At 72.3% G+C, this 14,800-nt stretch carries 15 protein-coding genes and 1 riboswitch; of the genes, 7 read left to right on the forward strand and 8 right to left on the reverse strand.

Annotation, left to right across the window (positions count from 1 at the left end):
- Positions 1-35 precede the first annotated feature (35 nt).
- Positions 36-1,877: a translation elongation factor 4 gene (gene lepA / locus JOE68_RS08875; RefSeq protein ID WP_204841843.1), complete on the reverse strand. Its 1,842-nt coding sequence runs from the start codon at positions 1,875-1,877 to the stop codon at positions 36-38.
- 105 nt (positions 1,878-1,982) lie between these two features.
- Here lepA and JOE68_RS08880 point away from each other — a divergent pair, with 105 nt between their 5' ends.
- Positions 1,983-2,414, forward strand: coding sequence for a type II toxin-antitoxin system PemK/MazF family toxin (locus tag JOE68_RS08880; protein ID WP_204841844.1), 432 nt, complete (start codon positions 1,983-1,985; stop codon positions 2,412-2,414).
- Between the two features lie 77 nt (positions 2,415-2,491).
- Positions 2,492-3,085 (forward strand): class I SAM-dependent methyltransferase, encoded by a 594-nt coding sequence (locus tag JOE68_RS08885; protein WP_204841845.1) that lies wholly within the window; start codon positions 2,492-2,494, stop codon positions 3,083-3,085.
- Here the strand turns inward: JOE68_RS08885 and JOE68_RS08890 are convergent.
- Positions 3,062-3,430, reverse strand: coding sequence for a VOC family protein (locus JOE68_RS08890; RefSeq protein ID WP_204846000.1), 369 nt, complete (start codon positions 3,428-3,430; stop codon positions 3,062-3,064). The two genes, JOE68_RS08885 and JOE68_RS08890, sit on opposite strands and share 24 nt — an antisense overlap.
- 48 nt (positions 3,431-3,478) lie before the next feature.
- On the reverse strand, positions 3,479-3,949 hold the full coding sequence (locus JOE68_RS08895; protein ID WP_204841846.1) for a GNAT family N-acetyltransferase: 471 nt from the start codon (positions 3,947-3,949) through the stop codon (positions 3,479-3,481).
- A 247-nt stretch (positions 3,950-4,196) separates the two neighbouring features.
- On the opposite strand from JOE68_RS08895, the gene JOE68_RS08900 reads away from it, so the two are divergent.
- From JOE68_RS08900 to JOE68_RS08910, 3 genes are all read left to right on the forward strand, one after another.
- Positions 4,197-5,117, forward strand: coding sequence for an SPFH domain-containing protein (locus JOE68_RS08900; RefSeq protein WP_204841847.1), 921 nt, complete (start codon positions 4,197-4,199; stop codon positions 5,115-5,117).
- Position 5,118: 1 nt separating this feature from the next.
- Entirely contained in the window at positions 5,119-5,367 is a 249-nt protein-coding gene (locus tag JOE68_RS08905; protein ID WP_204841848.1) for a type II toxin-antitoxin system antitoxin, read from the forward strand.
- A gap of 481 nt (positions 5,368-5,848) precedes the next feature.
- Positions 5,849-6,628: a VOC family protein gene (locus JOE68_RS08910; protein ID WP_204841849.1), complete on the forward strand. Its 780-nt coding sequence runs from the start codon at positions 5,849-5,851 to the stop codon at positions 6,626-6,628.
- Here JOE68_RS08910 and JOE68_RS08915 read toward each other — a convergent pair.
- The gene (locus JOE68_RS08915) at positions 6,597-7,400 is read right to left on the reverse strand and encodes a TSUP family transporter (protein ID WP_204841850.1); all 804 of its coding nucleotides are present in this window, start codon (positions 7,398-7,400) and stop codon (positions 6,597-6,599) included. The two genes, JOE68_RS08910 and JOE68_RS08915, sit on opposite strands and share 32 nt — an antisense overlap.
- A 248-nt stretch (positions 7,401-7,648) precedes the next feature.
- Here JOE68_RS08915 and rpsT point away from each other — a divergent pair, with 248 nt between their 5' ends.
- Entirely contained in the window at positions 7,649-7,909 is a 261-nt protein-coding gene (rpsT, locus tag JOE68_RS08920) for a 30S ribosomal protein S20 (RefSeq protein ID WP_204841851.1), read from the forward strand.
- Positions 7,910-8,178: 269 nt separating this feature from the next.
- Here the strand turns inward: rpsT and holA are convergent, their stop codons facing one another.
- Entirely contained in the window at positions 8,179-9,159 is a 981-nt protein-coding gene (holA, locus tag JOE68_RS08925) for a DNA polymerase III subunit delta (protein WP_204841852.1), read from the reverse strand.
- 98 nt (positions 9,160-9,257) lie between these two features.
- A riboswitch (SAM riboswitch) is annotated at positions 9,258-9,371 on the forward strand.
- 11 nt (positions 9,372-9,382) lie between these two features.
- Between holA and thrC the strand changes: the two genes are divergently transcribed.
- On the forward strand, positions 9,383-10,645 hold the full coding sequence (gene thrC / locus JOE68_RS08930) for a threonine synthase (RefSeq protein ID WP_204841853.1): 1,263 nt from the start codon (positions 9,383-9,385) through the stop codon (positions 10,643-10,645).
- 225 nt (positions 10,646-10,870) lie between these two features.
- Here the strand turns inward: thrC and JOE68_RS08935 are convergent, their stop codons facing one another.
- From JOE68_RS08935 to JOE68_RS08945, 3 genes are all read right to left on the reverse strand, one after another.
- Entirely contained in the window at positions 10,871-11,323 is a 453-nt protein-coding gene (locus JOE68_RS08935) for a hypothetical protein (RefSeq protein ID WP_204841854.1), read from the reverse strand.
- A gap of 164 nt (positions 11,324-11,487) precedes the next feature.
- Entirely contained in the window at positions 11,488-13,785 is a 2,298-nt protein-coding gene (locus JOE68_RS08940) for a DNA internalization-related competence protein ComEC/Rec2 (RefSeq protein WP_204841855.1), read from the reverse strand.
- 241 nt (positions 13,786-14,026) lie between these two features.
- Positions 14,027-14,752 carry a ComEA family DNA-binding protein gene (locus tag JOE68_RS08945; protein ID WP_239562181.1) on the reverse strand — a complete coding sequence of 242 codons (726 nt, stop codon included), beginning with the start codon at positions 14,750-14,752 and terminating at the stop codon, positions 14,027-14,029.
- Between the last annotated feature and the right edge of the window lie 48 nt (positions 14,753-14,800).

Here is a 14,800-nt window from a genome sequence, read left to right on the forward strand (position 1 = left end):
GATCCGCGCGGGTCCCCCGAAAGGGGACCGGCGGGCTACTTCTTCTTGTCCTTGCCCGAGTCCTCGGTCGACAGGGCGGCGACGAAGGCTTCCTGGGGCACCTCGACGCGCCCCACCATCTTCATCCGCTTCTTGCCTTCCTTCTGCTTCTCCAGCAGCTTCCGCTTCCGCGTGATGTCACCGCCGTAGCACTTCGCGAGGACGTCCTTGCGGATCGCGCGAATCGTTTCGCGGGCGATGACGCGGGAACCGATGGCGGCCTGGATCGGGACCTCGAACTGCTGCCGGGGGATCAGCTCGCGCAATTTCGTCGCCATCTTCGTGCCGTAGCCGTAGGCGTGGTCCTTGTGGACGATCGCGCTGAAGGCGTCCACCGGCTCGCCCTGCAGCAGGATGTCCACCTTGACCAGCTCGGCGTCCTGCTCGCCGGCCTCCTCGTAGTCCAGCGAGGCGTAGCCGCGGGTGCGGGACTTCAGCGCGTCGAAGAAGTCGAAGATGATCTCACCGAGCGGCATCGTGTAGCGCAGCTCGACGCGGTCCTCGGACAGGTAGTCCATGCCGCCGAGCTGACCGCGCTTGGACTGGCACAGCTCCATGATGGCGCCGATGTAGTCGCTGGGCGCGATGATGGTGCACTTGGTGACCGGCTCGTACACCTCGGCCCGCTTGCCCTCCGGCCAGTCGGACGGGTTGGTCACGACGTGCTCCGCGCCGTCCTCCATCACCACCCGGTAGACGACGTTGGGCGCGGTGGAGATCAGGTCCAGGCCGAACTCGCGCTCCAGCCGGTCGCGGGTGATCTCCAGGTGCAGCAGGCCGAGGAAGCCGCAGCGGAAGCCGAAGCCCAGCGCCGCCGACGTCTCCGGCTCGAAGGTCAGCGCGGCGTCGTTGAGCTGGAGCTTCTCCAGCGCCTCGCGCAGCTCGGGGTAGTCCGAGCCGTCCACCGGGTACAGGCCGGAGTAGACCATCGGCTTGGGCTCGCGGTACCCGGCCAGCGGCTCGGTCGCGCCCTTCTTCTCCCACGTGACGGTGTCGCCGACCTTGGACTGGCGGACGTCCTTCACACCGGTGATCAGGTAGCCGACCTCGCCGACGCCCAGCCCGCGGCTGGGCTTGGGCTCGGGCGAGATGATGCCGACTTCCAGCAGCTCGTGCGTCGCGTTGGTGGACATCATCTTGATCCGCTCGCGCGGGGTGATCCGGCCGTCCACGACCCGGATGTAGGTGACCACGCCCCGGTAGGTGTCGTAGACCGAGTCGAAGATCATCGCGCGGGCGGGCGCCTCGGGGTCGCCGACCGGGGCCGGGACGCGCCGCACCACCTCGTCGAGCAGGTCGCCGACGCCGAGCCCGGTCTTGGCCGAGACGCGCAGCACCTCCTCGGGCTCGCAGCCGACGATGTGGGCGAGCTCCTTGGCGTACTTGTCCGGGTCCGCGGCGGGCAGGTCGATCTTGTTCAGCACCGGGATGATGGTGAGGTCGTTCTCCATCGCCAGGTACAGGTTGGCCAGCGTCTGCGCCTCGATGCCCTGCGCCGCGTCGACCAGCAGGACCGTCCCCTCGCACGCCTCCAGGGCCCGCGACACCTCGTAGGTGAAGTCGACGTGGCCCGGGGTGTCGATCATGTGCAGGACGTGGTCCTGCCCGTCGAGCTGCCAGGGCAGGCGGACGTTCTGCGCCTTGATGGTGATGCCGCGCTCGCGCTCGATGTCCATGCGGTCGAGGTACTGCGCGCGCATCGCCCGCTCCTCGACCACGCCGGTGAGCTGCAACATGCGGTCGGCCAGGGTCGACTTGCCGTGGTCGATGTGCGCGATGATGCAGAAGTTCCGGATCAGCTCCGGGGGCGTGAACGTCTGATCGGCGAACGTGCTCACTCAGGTTCCTCGCACGGGACGGACAAAGGGGATCGGCCCATCCTCTCACGTCCGGGCGACCGGCGGTCCCACCCCGGCGTGACCGGCGGCATAGGCTTGCGCGCCGTGCACACCAACGGCGAGGACCCCCGACCGGCCAGGGGTGCGGTGCGGGAGGTCCACCCGACCGCCGCGGCGGCGACCCTGGAGTACTCCCCCGACCTGGACGGCCTGGCCGACCCGGGTGAGGTGGTCTGGGCCTGGGTGCCCTACGAGGAGGACCCGGACCGGGGCAAGGACCGCCCGCTGCTGGTGGTGGGCAGGCGGCGCCGGGCGCTGCTGGCCCTGATGCTGACCAGCAGGCGGCCCGACCGCGGGCGCGAGGACCACCTCGCCCTGGGCGCGGGCCGCTGGGACCGCGACGGCCGCGAGTCCTACGCGCGCCTGGACCGGGTGTTCGAGCTGGCCGAGGACGGCATCCGCCGCGAGGGCTCGGTCCTGGAGCCCGAGCGCTTCGCGCTGGTGGTGGACGCCCTGCGCCGCCTCGGCTGGGGCTGACCCGCTCAGGGGGAGGCGGGGTCGCCCTCGGGGCGAACCCCGATGCCGCGCGGGCGCGCGCCGGCGACGCTGGGCGCATGGCTACGAAGCTGATGAAGGCGCTCGACGTGGCGTTCGGGCACCCGCGCGGCAAGGTGGGCGCCCTGGGCGGCCGGGTGATGGCGAAGGTCAACGCCAGGGTGGAGGCGCACGTCGTCGACGTGCTGGCCCCGACCGCCGACGAGGTGGTGCTGGTCGTCGGCCCCGGTCCGGGGGTGGGGCTGCGGCTGGTGGGCGAGCGGGCGGCGAAGGCGATCGGCGTCGACCCGTCGCGGGTGATGCTGGACGAGGCGCGCGACCGCTGCGCGGACCTGATCGTCGCCGGGCGGGTGGAGCTGCGCGAGGGCACCGCCGCCCGCACCGGCCAGGACGCCTCGTCCGCGGACGCCGTGGTGTCGGTGGACAACCTCCAGCTGTGGGACAACCGGCCGGCGGCGTTCCACGAGCTGTTCCGCGTGCTCAGGCCGGGCGGGCGGCTGGTCGTGTCGGCGCACCGCTGGAGCCTGGACGTCGCGGAGTACGACCTGATCGAGGAGGCCGGGGCCGCCGGCTTCACCGACGTGCGCACGTCCCTCCAGCAGCACGGCGGCCTGCCGCCCGCCGTGCAGCTACTGGCGCACGTCCCGGCGTAGCGGGTGCTCCGCGGGGATCTCGACGAGCACGATCCGCACGCCGTCCGGGTCGGTGACCCACATCTCGTCCAGCCCCCACGGCTCCCGCCGCGGCGGCCGGACCACGTGCGCGGCCAGCTCCTCGGCCGCCGCGCGGAGGTCGCGGACCTGCAGCCACAGCCACACCGCCTCGGACGGCGCGCTGTCGGAGCGGCCCGACAGCTCCAGGAAGCCCTGCCCGAGGAAGAACACGGTGCCGCCGGGGAACTCCCGGTAGACCGCCAACCCCAGCACGTCGCGGTAGAACGCCCGGGCCCGCTCCGGGTCGCGCGAGCGGAGCAGGACGCGTGAGCTGAGCACCTCCACGGCACCCACTCGACCACGCGGCGACGAGCACCGCCACCCGGTCCGGCGTCAGACCCCGGCCGGCACCTCGTACGACATCCGGACGTGCGGGTGGGGGCCGTCGCCCACGCCCGCCGCCCGCCAGCCGCGGGCGGTGTAGAAGCGGCGGGCGCGGTGGTTGGGCTCGAACACCTCCAGGCGGGCGGTCCGGACGCCGGCCGAGCGCCACACCGCCACGCAGGTCGCGTGCAGCGCCCCGCCCACGCCGCGGCCCCAGCGCGCCGGGTCGACCTGCAGCTGCAGCAGCTCGTCCCCGAGGACCAGCGCGAACCCCGCGACCACCCCGTCCAGCTCCGCGCACAGCCACGTCCGCCCGGGGCCGTCGAAGCGGTAGCCGCCGGCCCGGACCGACTCCTCCCACTCGGCGAGCTCCGACTCGGGCAGGTGGCCCTCGTAGTAGCTGCGGCGCGCTTTCACGTGCAGTTCGACGATGTCCGGCGAATCGGCTTCGACCGGCGTCCGGATCGAGATGCTCCCCATGCGTGGAGGACGCGTGGGCCGCGTCCCGGTTCACCGCACGAGGCGGGCCGGCTGCCCCGGCACCTCCCGACTCAGGGAAGCGCGACGCCTGCACCGGGCCGCGTTCCCGCGCCGGCGTGCGATCGGGCCGCTGCGACCCCGGACGCCGCGCGGCAGGCGCCCGGGGTCCGGCGCGACTTGTGCCGATCACCGAAAAAGTGATATCACTTTGCTAAGTCCGGGATAGACAGCGACGAGGGGTGGGACGATGGACGCGTCGACCGAGGTGATCGCGCGGATGCCGGCGCCGGCCGTGCGGGAGCGGGAAGCGGCGGAGGTGTCCGGCTGGGCGATGCTGGCCGTGTCGGTGGGCCTGGTGCTGGTGGGAGCGGCGGTGATCGTCCTCGGGGTGGTGCCGGACCGGGGGCCGGGCGTCCCGATGATCGTCGGCGGTGCGCTGGTCGCCGCCGCCGGGGCGGTCACCGGCGGCGGGCTGTTCACCGTCGCGCCGGGCGAGGCGAGGGTGCTGCAGTTCCTCGGCCGGTACACGGGCACGGTGCGCCGGGACGGCCTGCGGTGGGCGAACCCGTTCACCACGAAGGTCAAGGTGTCGACCAGGATCCGCAACCACGAGACGGCGACGTTGAAGGTCAACGACGCCGACGGCAACCCGATCGAGATCGCGGCGGTCGTCGTGTGGCAGGTGGACGACACCGCGCGGGCCAAGTTCGAGGTGGACGACTTCGTGCGGTTCGTCGGCATCCAGACCGAGACGGCCGTGCGGCACATCGCCACCAGCTACCCGTACGACAACCACGACGACAGCGGGCTGTCGCTGCGGGAGAACGCGGACGAGATCACCGAGACCCTGTCGGTGGAGATCGCGGCGCGCGTGCAGGCGGCGGGCGTGAAGGTGATCGAATCCCGGTTGACCCACCTCGCCTACGCTCCGGAGATCGCCCAGGCGATGCTCCAGCGGCAGCAGGCGGGCGCGGTGGTCGCGGCGCGGGCGCGCATCGTGGAGGGCGCGGTGGGGATGGTGGAGCTGGCCCTGGCCAGGCTCGCCGAGCAGGACGTGGTGGAACTGGACGAGGAGCGCAAGGCGGCGATGGTGTCGAACCTGCTGGTGGTGCTGTGCGGTGAACGGTCTACCCAGCCCGTCGTGAACGCCGGGTCGCTGTACCACTGAGGTGGCCGAGCGCAAGGGCGTCCTGCTCCGCCTGGACCCGGCGGTGCACGACGCCCTGACCAGATGGGCGAACGACGAGCTGCGCAGCACCAACGCGCAGATCGAGTTCCTCCTGCGCCGAGCCCTGGCGGAGTCGGGCAGGCTGCCCTCCGGCGCGGCCGCCCCGCCCAGGAGGGGCCGTCCCCGCAAGGACGCCCGCCCCCGCGACGACCCGCCGGGCGAGGGGTCCGGGGAGCCGCCGGGCGAGTAGCCCGGCCCACCACCGCCCAGCCGTGTCCAGGGGGAGACGGCTGGGCGGTTCCGCGTCGCGCACCCGGACGCCCCTGCCGGCGCCCGGCCACGACTGCCGTCGTGCCGCCTCCGCGCACCCGGACCGCAGTCCCGCTCTCACAGCCCCCACCCTCACGGCCGCGATCCCCACGGCCGTGACCCCCACAGCCCCCGCTCCCACAGCCTCGATCCCAGGGCCTCGATCCCTACGCCCCCGACTCCCACGGTCCCGACTCCACGGCCGCGATCCGGCCCGACCCGATTCGATCCGGCCCAACCCGATCCGTCCCGGCCGGGGATCGGCGGAGCAGCTCGTCGGGACCCGATCAGCCCTGCCGAACCAGCCCGTCGAACCGGCCTCGACCCGCCACGGCGCCGGCGTCCCCCGCGCCACCCGGCGCGGCAGCGGCGCCCAGGTGATCGACTAGCGGGCGCCCGCCCGCGGTGCAACCGTTGGCGGGATGAGCGAGCTGAGCGCCCCGTACCCCGCCGGCACCCCGGCGTGGGTGGACATGATGACCACCGACCGGGTGGCCACCATGGACTTCTACGGCGGCCTGTTCGGCTGGGACTTCGAGATCGGCGGCCCCGAGACCGGCTACTACACGATGGCGCTGGTGCGCGGGAAGCCGGTGGCGGGCTTCGGCGAGATGCCGCCGGACGTGCTGTTCCCCGTGGTGTGGACGACCTACCTGGCCACCGACGACCTGGACGAGACGCTGCACCTGGTCGACACCGGCGGCGGCAAGGTGCTGGTGCCCGGGTACGACACCGGTGGACCCGGCCGGGGCGCGATCGCGGTGGACCCGACCGGCGCGGCGTTCGGCCTGTGGGAGGCGGGGACGCACATCGGCGCGTACGTGGTCAACGAGCCGGGCTCCGTCGTCTGGAACGAGCTGGCGACCCGCGACCCGGACGGCGCCGCCGAGTTCTACCGGAAGGTCTTCCGGTTCGACCTCGACCCGCTGCCGGACTTCCCGTACACCCAACTGCAGGTGGAGGGGCGCACGGTCGGCGGGGTCTTCGGCATGGACGGGACCATCCCGGCGGAGATCCCCGCGCACTGGATGACCTACTTCGCCGTGTCCGACGTGGAGGAGGCGGTGGACAGGGCCCGCGACCTGGGCGGCATCCCGGTCGGCACGATCGCCGACTCGCGGTTCGGCCGCTTCACCACCCTGGGCGACCCGATGGGCGCGACGTTCAAGGTCATCCAAGCGCCGCCTTCCACCCCAGGCTGACCACCAGCGCCACGACGACGGTCAGGAACACCCGCCGGACGAACGCCGACCCGCGCCGCACGGCGAGCCGGGCCCCGAACACCGCACCGGCCAGGTTGCACGCCGCGAGCACCAGCCCCAGCCCCCACAGCACCTTGCCGGCCGGGATGAAGTAGAGCAGCGCGCCGAGGTTCGTGGCCACGTTCACCACCTTCGCCGTCGCCGACGCGCGCAGGAACGCGAACCCGACCGCACCGACCAGCAGGAACACCAGGAACGCCCCGGTGCCCGGCCCGGCCAGCCCGTCGTAGAAGCCGACCGCGGCCCCACCCGCCGCCATGACGCCGATCTGCGCGCCCCGCCGGAACCGAGGCAGCTCCGACGTGCCCAACTCGGGCTTGCGCCACGTGTAGAGCCCGACCCCGACCAGGGCGACCAGCACGACCGCGTTCAGCGCACCGGGTTGCAGCGCCCCGGCGAAGGCCGCACCGCCGACGGCCCCGCCGAACGCGGCGAGCGCCATCGGCAACGCCGACCACCAGTCGATCGTGGTCTGCCGCGCGTAGGTGGTGACAGCGGAGGCCGTGCCGACCACCGCCGCGACCTTGTTGGTGGCCAACGCGTACAGCGGCTGCCCTCCGGGTCCGACGAGCAGCAGCGCGGGCAGTTGGATCAGCCCTCCCCCGCCGACCACGGCGTCCACCGCCCCGGCGAGCGCGGCGGCGAGGCAGAGGAACAGCAACCCGGCGAGGGAAACCTGCCCGAACCCAGGCCAGTCGAGAGCGGTCGTCACTCGATCAGGGTAACCGGACACGCGTACTGCTTTTCCTCCGCCAACGCACCGCGCCCCCACCCCGCACCTCCGATCGGCGACCCCGCCCACCTGCCGCCCCCGGGGGCGAGTTCCCGGCCCGGCGAGCAGCCCTGATACCCTCCTCAGTCGTACCCGCGCGGCATTCCGCAATGGAGGAAGCCCACCTGCGGTGGGGCCGGTCACACAGCGCGGTACAACCCGGAGACCTGAGAAAAGGCGGCTTTCGCATGGCGAACATCAAGTCCCAGATGAAGCGGATCAAGACGAACGAGAAGGCGCGCCTGCGCAACAAGGCCGTCAAGTCGTCCCTCAAGACCGCCATCCGCAAGTTCCGCGAGGCCGCCGAGGCGGGCGACAAGGAAAAGGCCACCGCCCTCGCCCGCGAGGCTTCCCGCAAGCTCGACAAGGCGGTCACCAAGGGCGTCATCCACGCCAACCAGGCCGCCAACAAGAAGTCGGCGCTGGCCCGGCGCGCCAACCAGATCTGAGCGATCAGAGGCCGGAACCCCCGGAACGCCGCCCCCTCCTGCGAGGCGGGCGGCGTTTCGCGTTCCACCACCAACCCCGCTCAACCAGCGCCACGAACCAACTCTGCTCACGCCACACGAATCACCCCAGCCCACGCCACCGCACACGAGCGCGCGTGCACGTGCGCGAACGACGCGGACCACAGCAGCCGTGAGCCAGAACACCGAGCACCAGGCCCACGGCACGCGGTCGGCCGGCAACACGCAGTCAGCACGCAGTACGCGCTCGGTCAACCCCGCCCGTGCGCGGCAACGATCCTGAGCACCGCCCGCTCCAGCGCATAGCCGGCATCGGCCGCGACCCCCTTGACGTCGGCGTTCAACCCCGCCACCACCGACATCGCCGCGGCCAGGCCGTCACCCTCCCAGCCACGCGCCTGTCCCTGCGCCTTCTTCACCTTCCAGGGCGGCATACCGAGTTCGCCGGCCAGCTTGAACGGGTCGCCCCGCCCCACCGCCGACACCCTCGCGATGGTCCGCACCGCGTCGGCCAGCGCGTCCGCGACGAGCACGTGGGGCACCCCCAGCTGGATAGCCCAGCGCAGTGCCTCCAACGCCCCGGCGCGGTCGCCCATCACCGCCTTCTCCGCCACCGCGAAGCCGGTCACCTCAGCCCGCCCCCGGTGGTACCGGTGGACGGCTTCGACATCGACCTTGCCGCCCGTGTCGGCGACCAGCTGGGACGCCGCCGCGGCGAGCTCCCGCAGGTCCGACCCGACCGACTCGATCAGCGCGCCCACCGCCGCCGGCTCGGCCTTGCCACCCGCCGAGCGGATCTCGTTGCGCACGAACGCCTCGCGGTCCGCCGCCTTCGTGATCTTCGGGCACTCGGTCACGGCCGCACCGGCCTTGCGCAGCGCCGCGGGCAACTCCTTGGCCACCTTGCTGCGCCCGCCGCCGCTGTGCACGACGACGAGCGTCACCCCGTCGGCAGGCGCCTTGGCGTAGGCGACGACGGCCTCGGCGATCTCCTTGCCGGCCTCCTGCGCGGACTCCAGGGAGACCACCCGACCCTCGGCGAACAGCGACGGGCTGACCAGTTCAGCCAACTCCGGCGGGGTGAGGTCGGTCACCTTCACCCGGGTGAGGTCGGCCTGCGGGTCGGCCTTCCGCGCGGCCTCCAGCGCACTGCGCACAGCGCGCTCGACCAGCAACTCTTCTTCTCCGACGACCAGTTGCACGGGCTCTGGCGACACCGCGGACGCGCTCACGACCCCGATCCTCCCACGCCGTCGGCGTCGTCCGGACGGTGGACGCATCTGGCTGAACGCCGGGCTCGTGCCGTAGGTTGAGCACCACAACTGAATACCGCTCATCCAGAGGGGCAGAGGGATCGGCCCGAAGAAGCCCCGGCAACCCGTCGCACAGCGTCCGCTGGCGACCACGGTGCCAATTCCGACCCGCGGCGCGGGAAAGATGAGGAGATACCTCGCGATGACTGTTGTCAGTGTGCCCCCGGCCACCACCTCCTTCGACCTCGGTCCGGCCCGCGCCCTGTCGTGCCGCGAATGCGGTCACGAGACCCCGCTCGCGCCGGAATACGCCTGTCTCGAGTGTTTCGGGCCGCTGGAAGTCGCCTACGACTTCGGCCGCGTCCGCCGCGAGGACATCGAAGCGGGCCCCAAGTCGATCTGGCGCTACCGCGGCCTGCTCCCGGTGCCCTCCGACGTCGAGTCGCACCCCAACACCAACCCCGGCAACACCCGCCTCATCGAGGCCGACCGCCTGGCCAAGGCGCTGGGTGTGCGCAAGGTCTGGGTCAAGGACGACACCGGCAACCCCACCCACTCGTTCAAGGACCGCGTCGTGGGCGTCGCCCTCGCCGCCGCCCGCGAGCTGGGCTTCAAGGTCCTCGCCTGCCCCTCCACCGGCAACCTGGCCAACGCCGTCGCGGCGGCGGCGGCCCGTGCCGGCTGGCAGTCGGTCGTGCTGGTCCCCTCCTCCCTGGAACAGGCCAAGATCCTCATGACCGCCGTCTACGACGGCAACCTGATCACCGTCGACGGCAACTACGACGACGTCAACCGCCTCGCCCAGGAGCTGGCCGCCGAGCACGAGGACTGGGCGTTCGTCAACGTCAACGTCCGCCCCTACTACGCCGAGGGCTCCAAGACCCTGGGCTACGAGGTGGCCGAGCAGCTGGGCTGGCGGCTGCCCGACCAGGTCGTGGTGCCCATCGCGTCCGGCTCGCAGCTGACCAAGGTCGACAAAGCCTTCCGCGAGTTCGGCCAGCTCGGCCTGGTCGACGCCACCCCGTACAAGGTGTTCGGCGCCCAGGCCACCGGCTGCTCCCCGGTGTCGGCGGCGTTCAAGGCGGGCAACGACGTCATCTCCCCGGTCCGCCCGGACACGATCGCCCGCTCGCTGGCGATCGGCGCCCCCGCCGACGGCCCGTACGTGCTCGACGCCGTCCGCCGCACCGGTGGCGCGATCGAGGACGTCACCGACGAGGAAGTCGTCGAGGGCATCCGCCTGCTGGCCCGCACGGAGGGCATCTTCGCCGAGACCGCCGGCGGCGTCACCGTGGCGACGGCGAAGAAGCTCATCGAGACCGGCCAACTCGACCCCGACGCCGAGACCGTGCTGCTGATCACGGGTGACGGCCTGAAGACCCTCGACGCCCTCGGCGACCGCGTCGGCCCCCGCGCCAACGTCCCGCCGTCCGCCGAGGCCGTCCTCAACGCCCTCAAGGACTGACCGAACCCGCTACGCCCCAACGGTTGCCGTCGGCCCAGCGGTCCGACGGCCGCCGGCTCGACGGTCCACAGTGACCGTACGAACCAGACCCGAGCGCGCGGCCGACCGGTCACCGACCGGCTCGCCCGTCATGGTCACCCGCGGAAGGCCCATGACGCGTGAGCCGGTCACCCGACCCGTCGACGAGCGGAAGACCTCGCGGCGATCCCGACGCCGGCCCGGGGTTCACAAGGCGATGCGGGACGTGCGCAGCCACCCGCTGCGCGGGAACGACGAGAGTTCCGGCAGCACGTACGGCCCCACCTCCTCCGTCTCGGCCCGCCACGCGGTGAGCTGCTGCGGCCACGGCGACGCCGTCTTGTGGCCGTTGTACCGGTTGGCCCGCCAGTCTTCGGGCGGGATGGTCAGGTCGTCGTCGAACAAGGCGTCGGCCATCTGCCGATACGCCTCCTCCGGTGATGCCACCTCCCTGGTACTCACGTACTTCGTCACCGTCGCCCGTGCCACGATCCCCCGCCCGGACTGGATGTCCTGGCAGAGGTAGAAGGTGAACGCAGGCCGCAGTTCGTGCTGCGGCCACGGATGGGCGACATAGCCGGGCTGCCATAGCGCCCAACCCAGCTCGCGCGGCTCCCACCCGGTGTGCAGTCGGATCCACGTGTCGTCATTGCTGCTCATGGTCTTCTCCCAACGTTGTCTCCAATGGATGTCGCTCAGCGACTGCTTCTCACCAGCTGTCCTCACCGGCTGCGGCCCCTCACCGGCTGTCCCTCACCAGCTGTCCCTCACCAGCTGTCCCTCACCGGCTGCCGTTCTTCGGCACCCGGCTGGCAGCAACCGTTTCAACGGCTGTTCTTCAAGGGGTCGCCACGCCGGACGACCCGCGGTCCGTCCGGACCTGGCAGGACGGCGGTGTCACCGTCCCGATCGGTGCGCAGCACCAGCGCTCCCCGGCTCGTCAGGAACCCGACCAGCACCTCACTGGGGTGGCCGTAGGGGTTGCCGGCCCCGACACTGACCAGCGCGACCCGCGGCCGTACCGCCGCGAGGAACGCCGGCGACGAGTACCGAGACCCGTGGTGCGGCACCTTCAGCACCTCGGCCCGCAGGTCGACGTGCTCGCCGAGCAGGCCGGACTGCCCGGCCAACTCGACATCACCGGTCAGCAGCACCCGACCGGCGGCAGTCGACGCCCGCAGCACCACCGACGTGTCGTTGACCGCCGTGTTCTCGTCCCCGCGCGGAGCCACCCGCGGCCCCAACACGTCCAGCTCCAGCCCCGGCCAGCTCAACCGCTGCCCGACACCCAACTCGACCGCCTGGACCCCAGCGGCCCGTGACTGCTCGCGCACCTCCTTCCACGCCCACTCAGGACGCCGCGACGGCCCCACGGCCACCGCACCGACACCCACTTCCGCCAACACCGCCGCCAGCCCACCGATGTGATCGGCGTGCAGGTGGCTCAGCACCACCAGCCGCAGGCTCCGGACACCGAGCCGCCGCAGGCAGGCCAACACCGGCACCGGGTCCGGACCCGTGTCGACCAGTACGGCTCGATCGCGCTCCGCCGTGGCGAGGACGACCGCGTCCCCTTGCCCGACATCGCACACGACCACCGCCCACTCCGGCGGCGGCCACGGGGGGTCGACCACCCGCAGCGGCACCACGACCACAGCGGCCCCGACGACAACCGCTACGACGAGCACCCGCACCCGACGCAGCCGGAACACGCCGTACGCCAGCACCACCACGGTCACCAGCAACGCCCCGCCCCACCAGCCCTCCGGCCAGGTGACCGCGGCACCCGGCACCGCCGCCGCGTGACGCCCGACGGCGATCAGCCACCCCACCGCCGGCCCGGCCACCTCGGCGACAAGGCGGGCGGCACCGAGGTGGACCGGGGCGATGAGGGCCGCCGACGCCCCGAGCACCGTCACCGGCGCCACGACCGGAGCCACCAGCAGGTTCGCCACCACCGCGACCAGGCTCACCTGACCGGAGATCCCGGCGACCAGCGGAGCCGTGGCCACGTGCGCGGCGGCGGGCACCGCCAACGCCTCGGCCGCCCCGACCGGCACACCCCGTTGGCGCAGGGAGGCCACCCACCGGGGTGCGAGCAGCACCAGCGCCGCCGTGGCGACGACGGACAACCCGAACCCCGGATCGACCGCCAACTGCGGGTCGTACAGCACCAGCACGACCACACCGGCTGCCAACGCGGGCAACGCCGACCGTTCCCGCCCCAGCACCAGGGCGAGCAGCGTCACGGTGCCCATCACCGCCGCCCGCAGGACGCTCGGCTCCGGACCGGCCAACACGACGAACCCGATCAAGGCCGCCATCGCGCCCGCAGCGCGGCCCCGCGGTCCGAACCACAGCAACCGCAACAGCAGGAGCACCGCGCCGCAGACGATGGCCAAGTTGGCCCCGCTGACCGCCAGCGTGTGCGCCAGACCGGCGGTGCGGAACTCTTCGGCCATCCTGGGCGTCACCCCGGACGTGTCACCGACCACCAGGGCCGGCAGCAGCCCGGCGGGCTCCGGGTCCAACGTGCCGCTCGCCTCCCGCAAGCCCGACCGCAACGACTCGGCGGCCCGCTGCCACACGGGTGCCGGCGTGACTTCGCGCGGAGGGCCGCGGACGCGCAGCACAGCGACGGTCAACTCGCCCGGCTTGGCCGGAACGAGCCTGCCCCGAACCAGGACTTCCTGCCCTGGCAACAGATCCCGCCAGGATTCCGCCGGGGCGAGCACCACGACCCGGCCTCCGTCACCATTGATCGTCGCCCGGGTCAGGACCAGGTCGACGCCGCTCGCCCGAGAACCGAAACCGCTGGAGCGCAATCCGTGCGGCCTGCTCGACAGCTCCACCCGCAGGGTCGTCGAACCTCCGCGTTCGGCTTCGGCGCGAAGCGGGTGGTGAGCGGACTCGTACAGCTGGAGGCCGATCCAGCACGCCGCCACCGGCCCGGTCATGGCGACCGCCACTGCAGCCGGCCGCCAGCGACGGAGGGCCACGCCGCCGACCGTGCCGATGATCAACCCGACGGCGACGCCCGCCCACCAGGCCCAGAGCAGACCGACCAGCGCGGTCGCCCACACCGCCAGCGCTGCCGGGACCAGGTGGGCGCGTGGGCTCACGGCCCGGTTCGCCGGTCAGGGCTGTGATCGACGGCCCGCGAGCGGTGGTGGGCACTTCGGATGGTCTGGCGGGCACTGCTCCGCGATGTTCGCGTCATGGGTGTTCCTCCTGATCGTTTCCGTTGTCCGTGGTGGCTGAGCGGAACGGGGCTGGCGTGGTTGGGGCTGGCGTGGTCGGGGCTGGACTGCGATTCGGTGGGAGCGGAGTGGTCAGTGGCGGCGGTGGCGGAAGAAGGCGGGATCAGAGGCGGACGAGTTCGCTCAGTTTGGCCAGTTTCATGTCTCCTATTCCCTCGACTTCCCCCAGTTGTTCGATGGAGGTGAACGGTCCGCGTTTCAAGCGCCGTTCGACAATTCGTTGAGCGGTCACAGGGCCTACTCCGGGCAATTCATCCAGTTGCTCCTTGGTCGCGGTGTTGAGGTTGAGGGGCTCCGAGCGGGACCCGGGACTCAGGGCGGGGGCAGGGGCGGGGATGCCGACGGCTATCTGCTCGCCGTCGGCGACCCGGCGGGCCAGGTTGAGGCTCCTGAGGTCGGCGTCCGGGTGGGGACCGCCGGCCGCCTGGACGGCCTCGGCGACGCGGGCGCCGCTGGTGACCGTCACCAGGCCGGGGCGCGGGACTTCACCGACGACGTTGACGACCACGTGCTCGGGGACCTTCGTCACCTCCGCCGCCACCGCCAGTGCCGGGGCCGACTCGGGCACCGGTTGCTGCCACCACATGCTGAGCGCGACGGCCAGCGCCACTCCGGCGAGCACGCCCGCGTAGATGACCGGACGCCGCAGCGGCATCGGAACGGACCACCGCCCGCTCAGCAGGCCGTGCAGGCGGCCCGGCGGATCGGCACCGCCGGAGGACGAGGCGAAGACCACCACGGGTGCGTCCTCGGCTTGGTGCTTGCCCCGCGCCTTGGCGATCAGGGCATCGAGTCGGGCTGGTGTGGGATCGGGGTTGGTGTCGAACATGCGGTCGACATTAGGCCGGGTGGCGGAGCGAGCCCAGCGGCGATTTCG

The organism is Saccharothrix algeriensis (assembly GCF_016907655.1).
GTDB classification, from domain to species: Bacteria; Actinomycetota; Actinomycetes; order Mycobacteriales; family Pseudonocardiaceae; genus Actinosynnema; species Actinosynnema algeriense.

Coding starts and splice junctions, on each gene's coding strand:
- JOE68_RS08885 (WP_204841845.1), top strand. CDS start 2,492: ATGGCTACGAAGCTGATGAAGGCGCTCGACGTGGCGTTCGGGCACCCG.
- JOE68_RS08895 (WP_204841846.1), bottom strand. CDS start 3,949: ATGGGGAGCATCTCGATCCGGACGCCGGTCGAAGCCGATTCGCCGGAC.
- JOE68_RS08900 (WP_204841847.1), top strand. CDS start 4,197: ATGGACGCGTCGACCGAGGTGATCGCGCGGATGCCGGCGCCGGCCGTG.
- JOE68_RS08910 (WP_204841849.1), top strand. CDS start 5,849: ATGAGCGAGCTGAGCGCCCCGTACCCCGCCGGCACCCCGGCGTGGGTG.
- rpsT (WP_204841851.1), top strand. CDS start 7,649: ATGGCGAACATCAAGTCCCAGATGAAGCGGATCAAGACGAACGAGAAG.
- thrC (WP_204841853.1), top strand. CDS start 9,383: ATGACTGTTGTCAGTGTGCCCCCGGCCACCACCTCCTTCGACCTCGGT.
- JOE68_RS08935 (WP_204841854.1), bottom strand. CDS start 11,323: ATGAGCAGCAATGACGACACGTGGATCCGACTGCACACCGGGTGGGAG.
- JOE68_RS08945 (WP_239562181.1), bottom strand. CDS start 14,752: ATGTTCGACACCAACCCCGATCCCACACCAGCCCGACTCGATGCCCTG.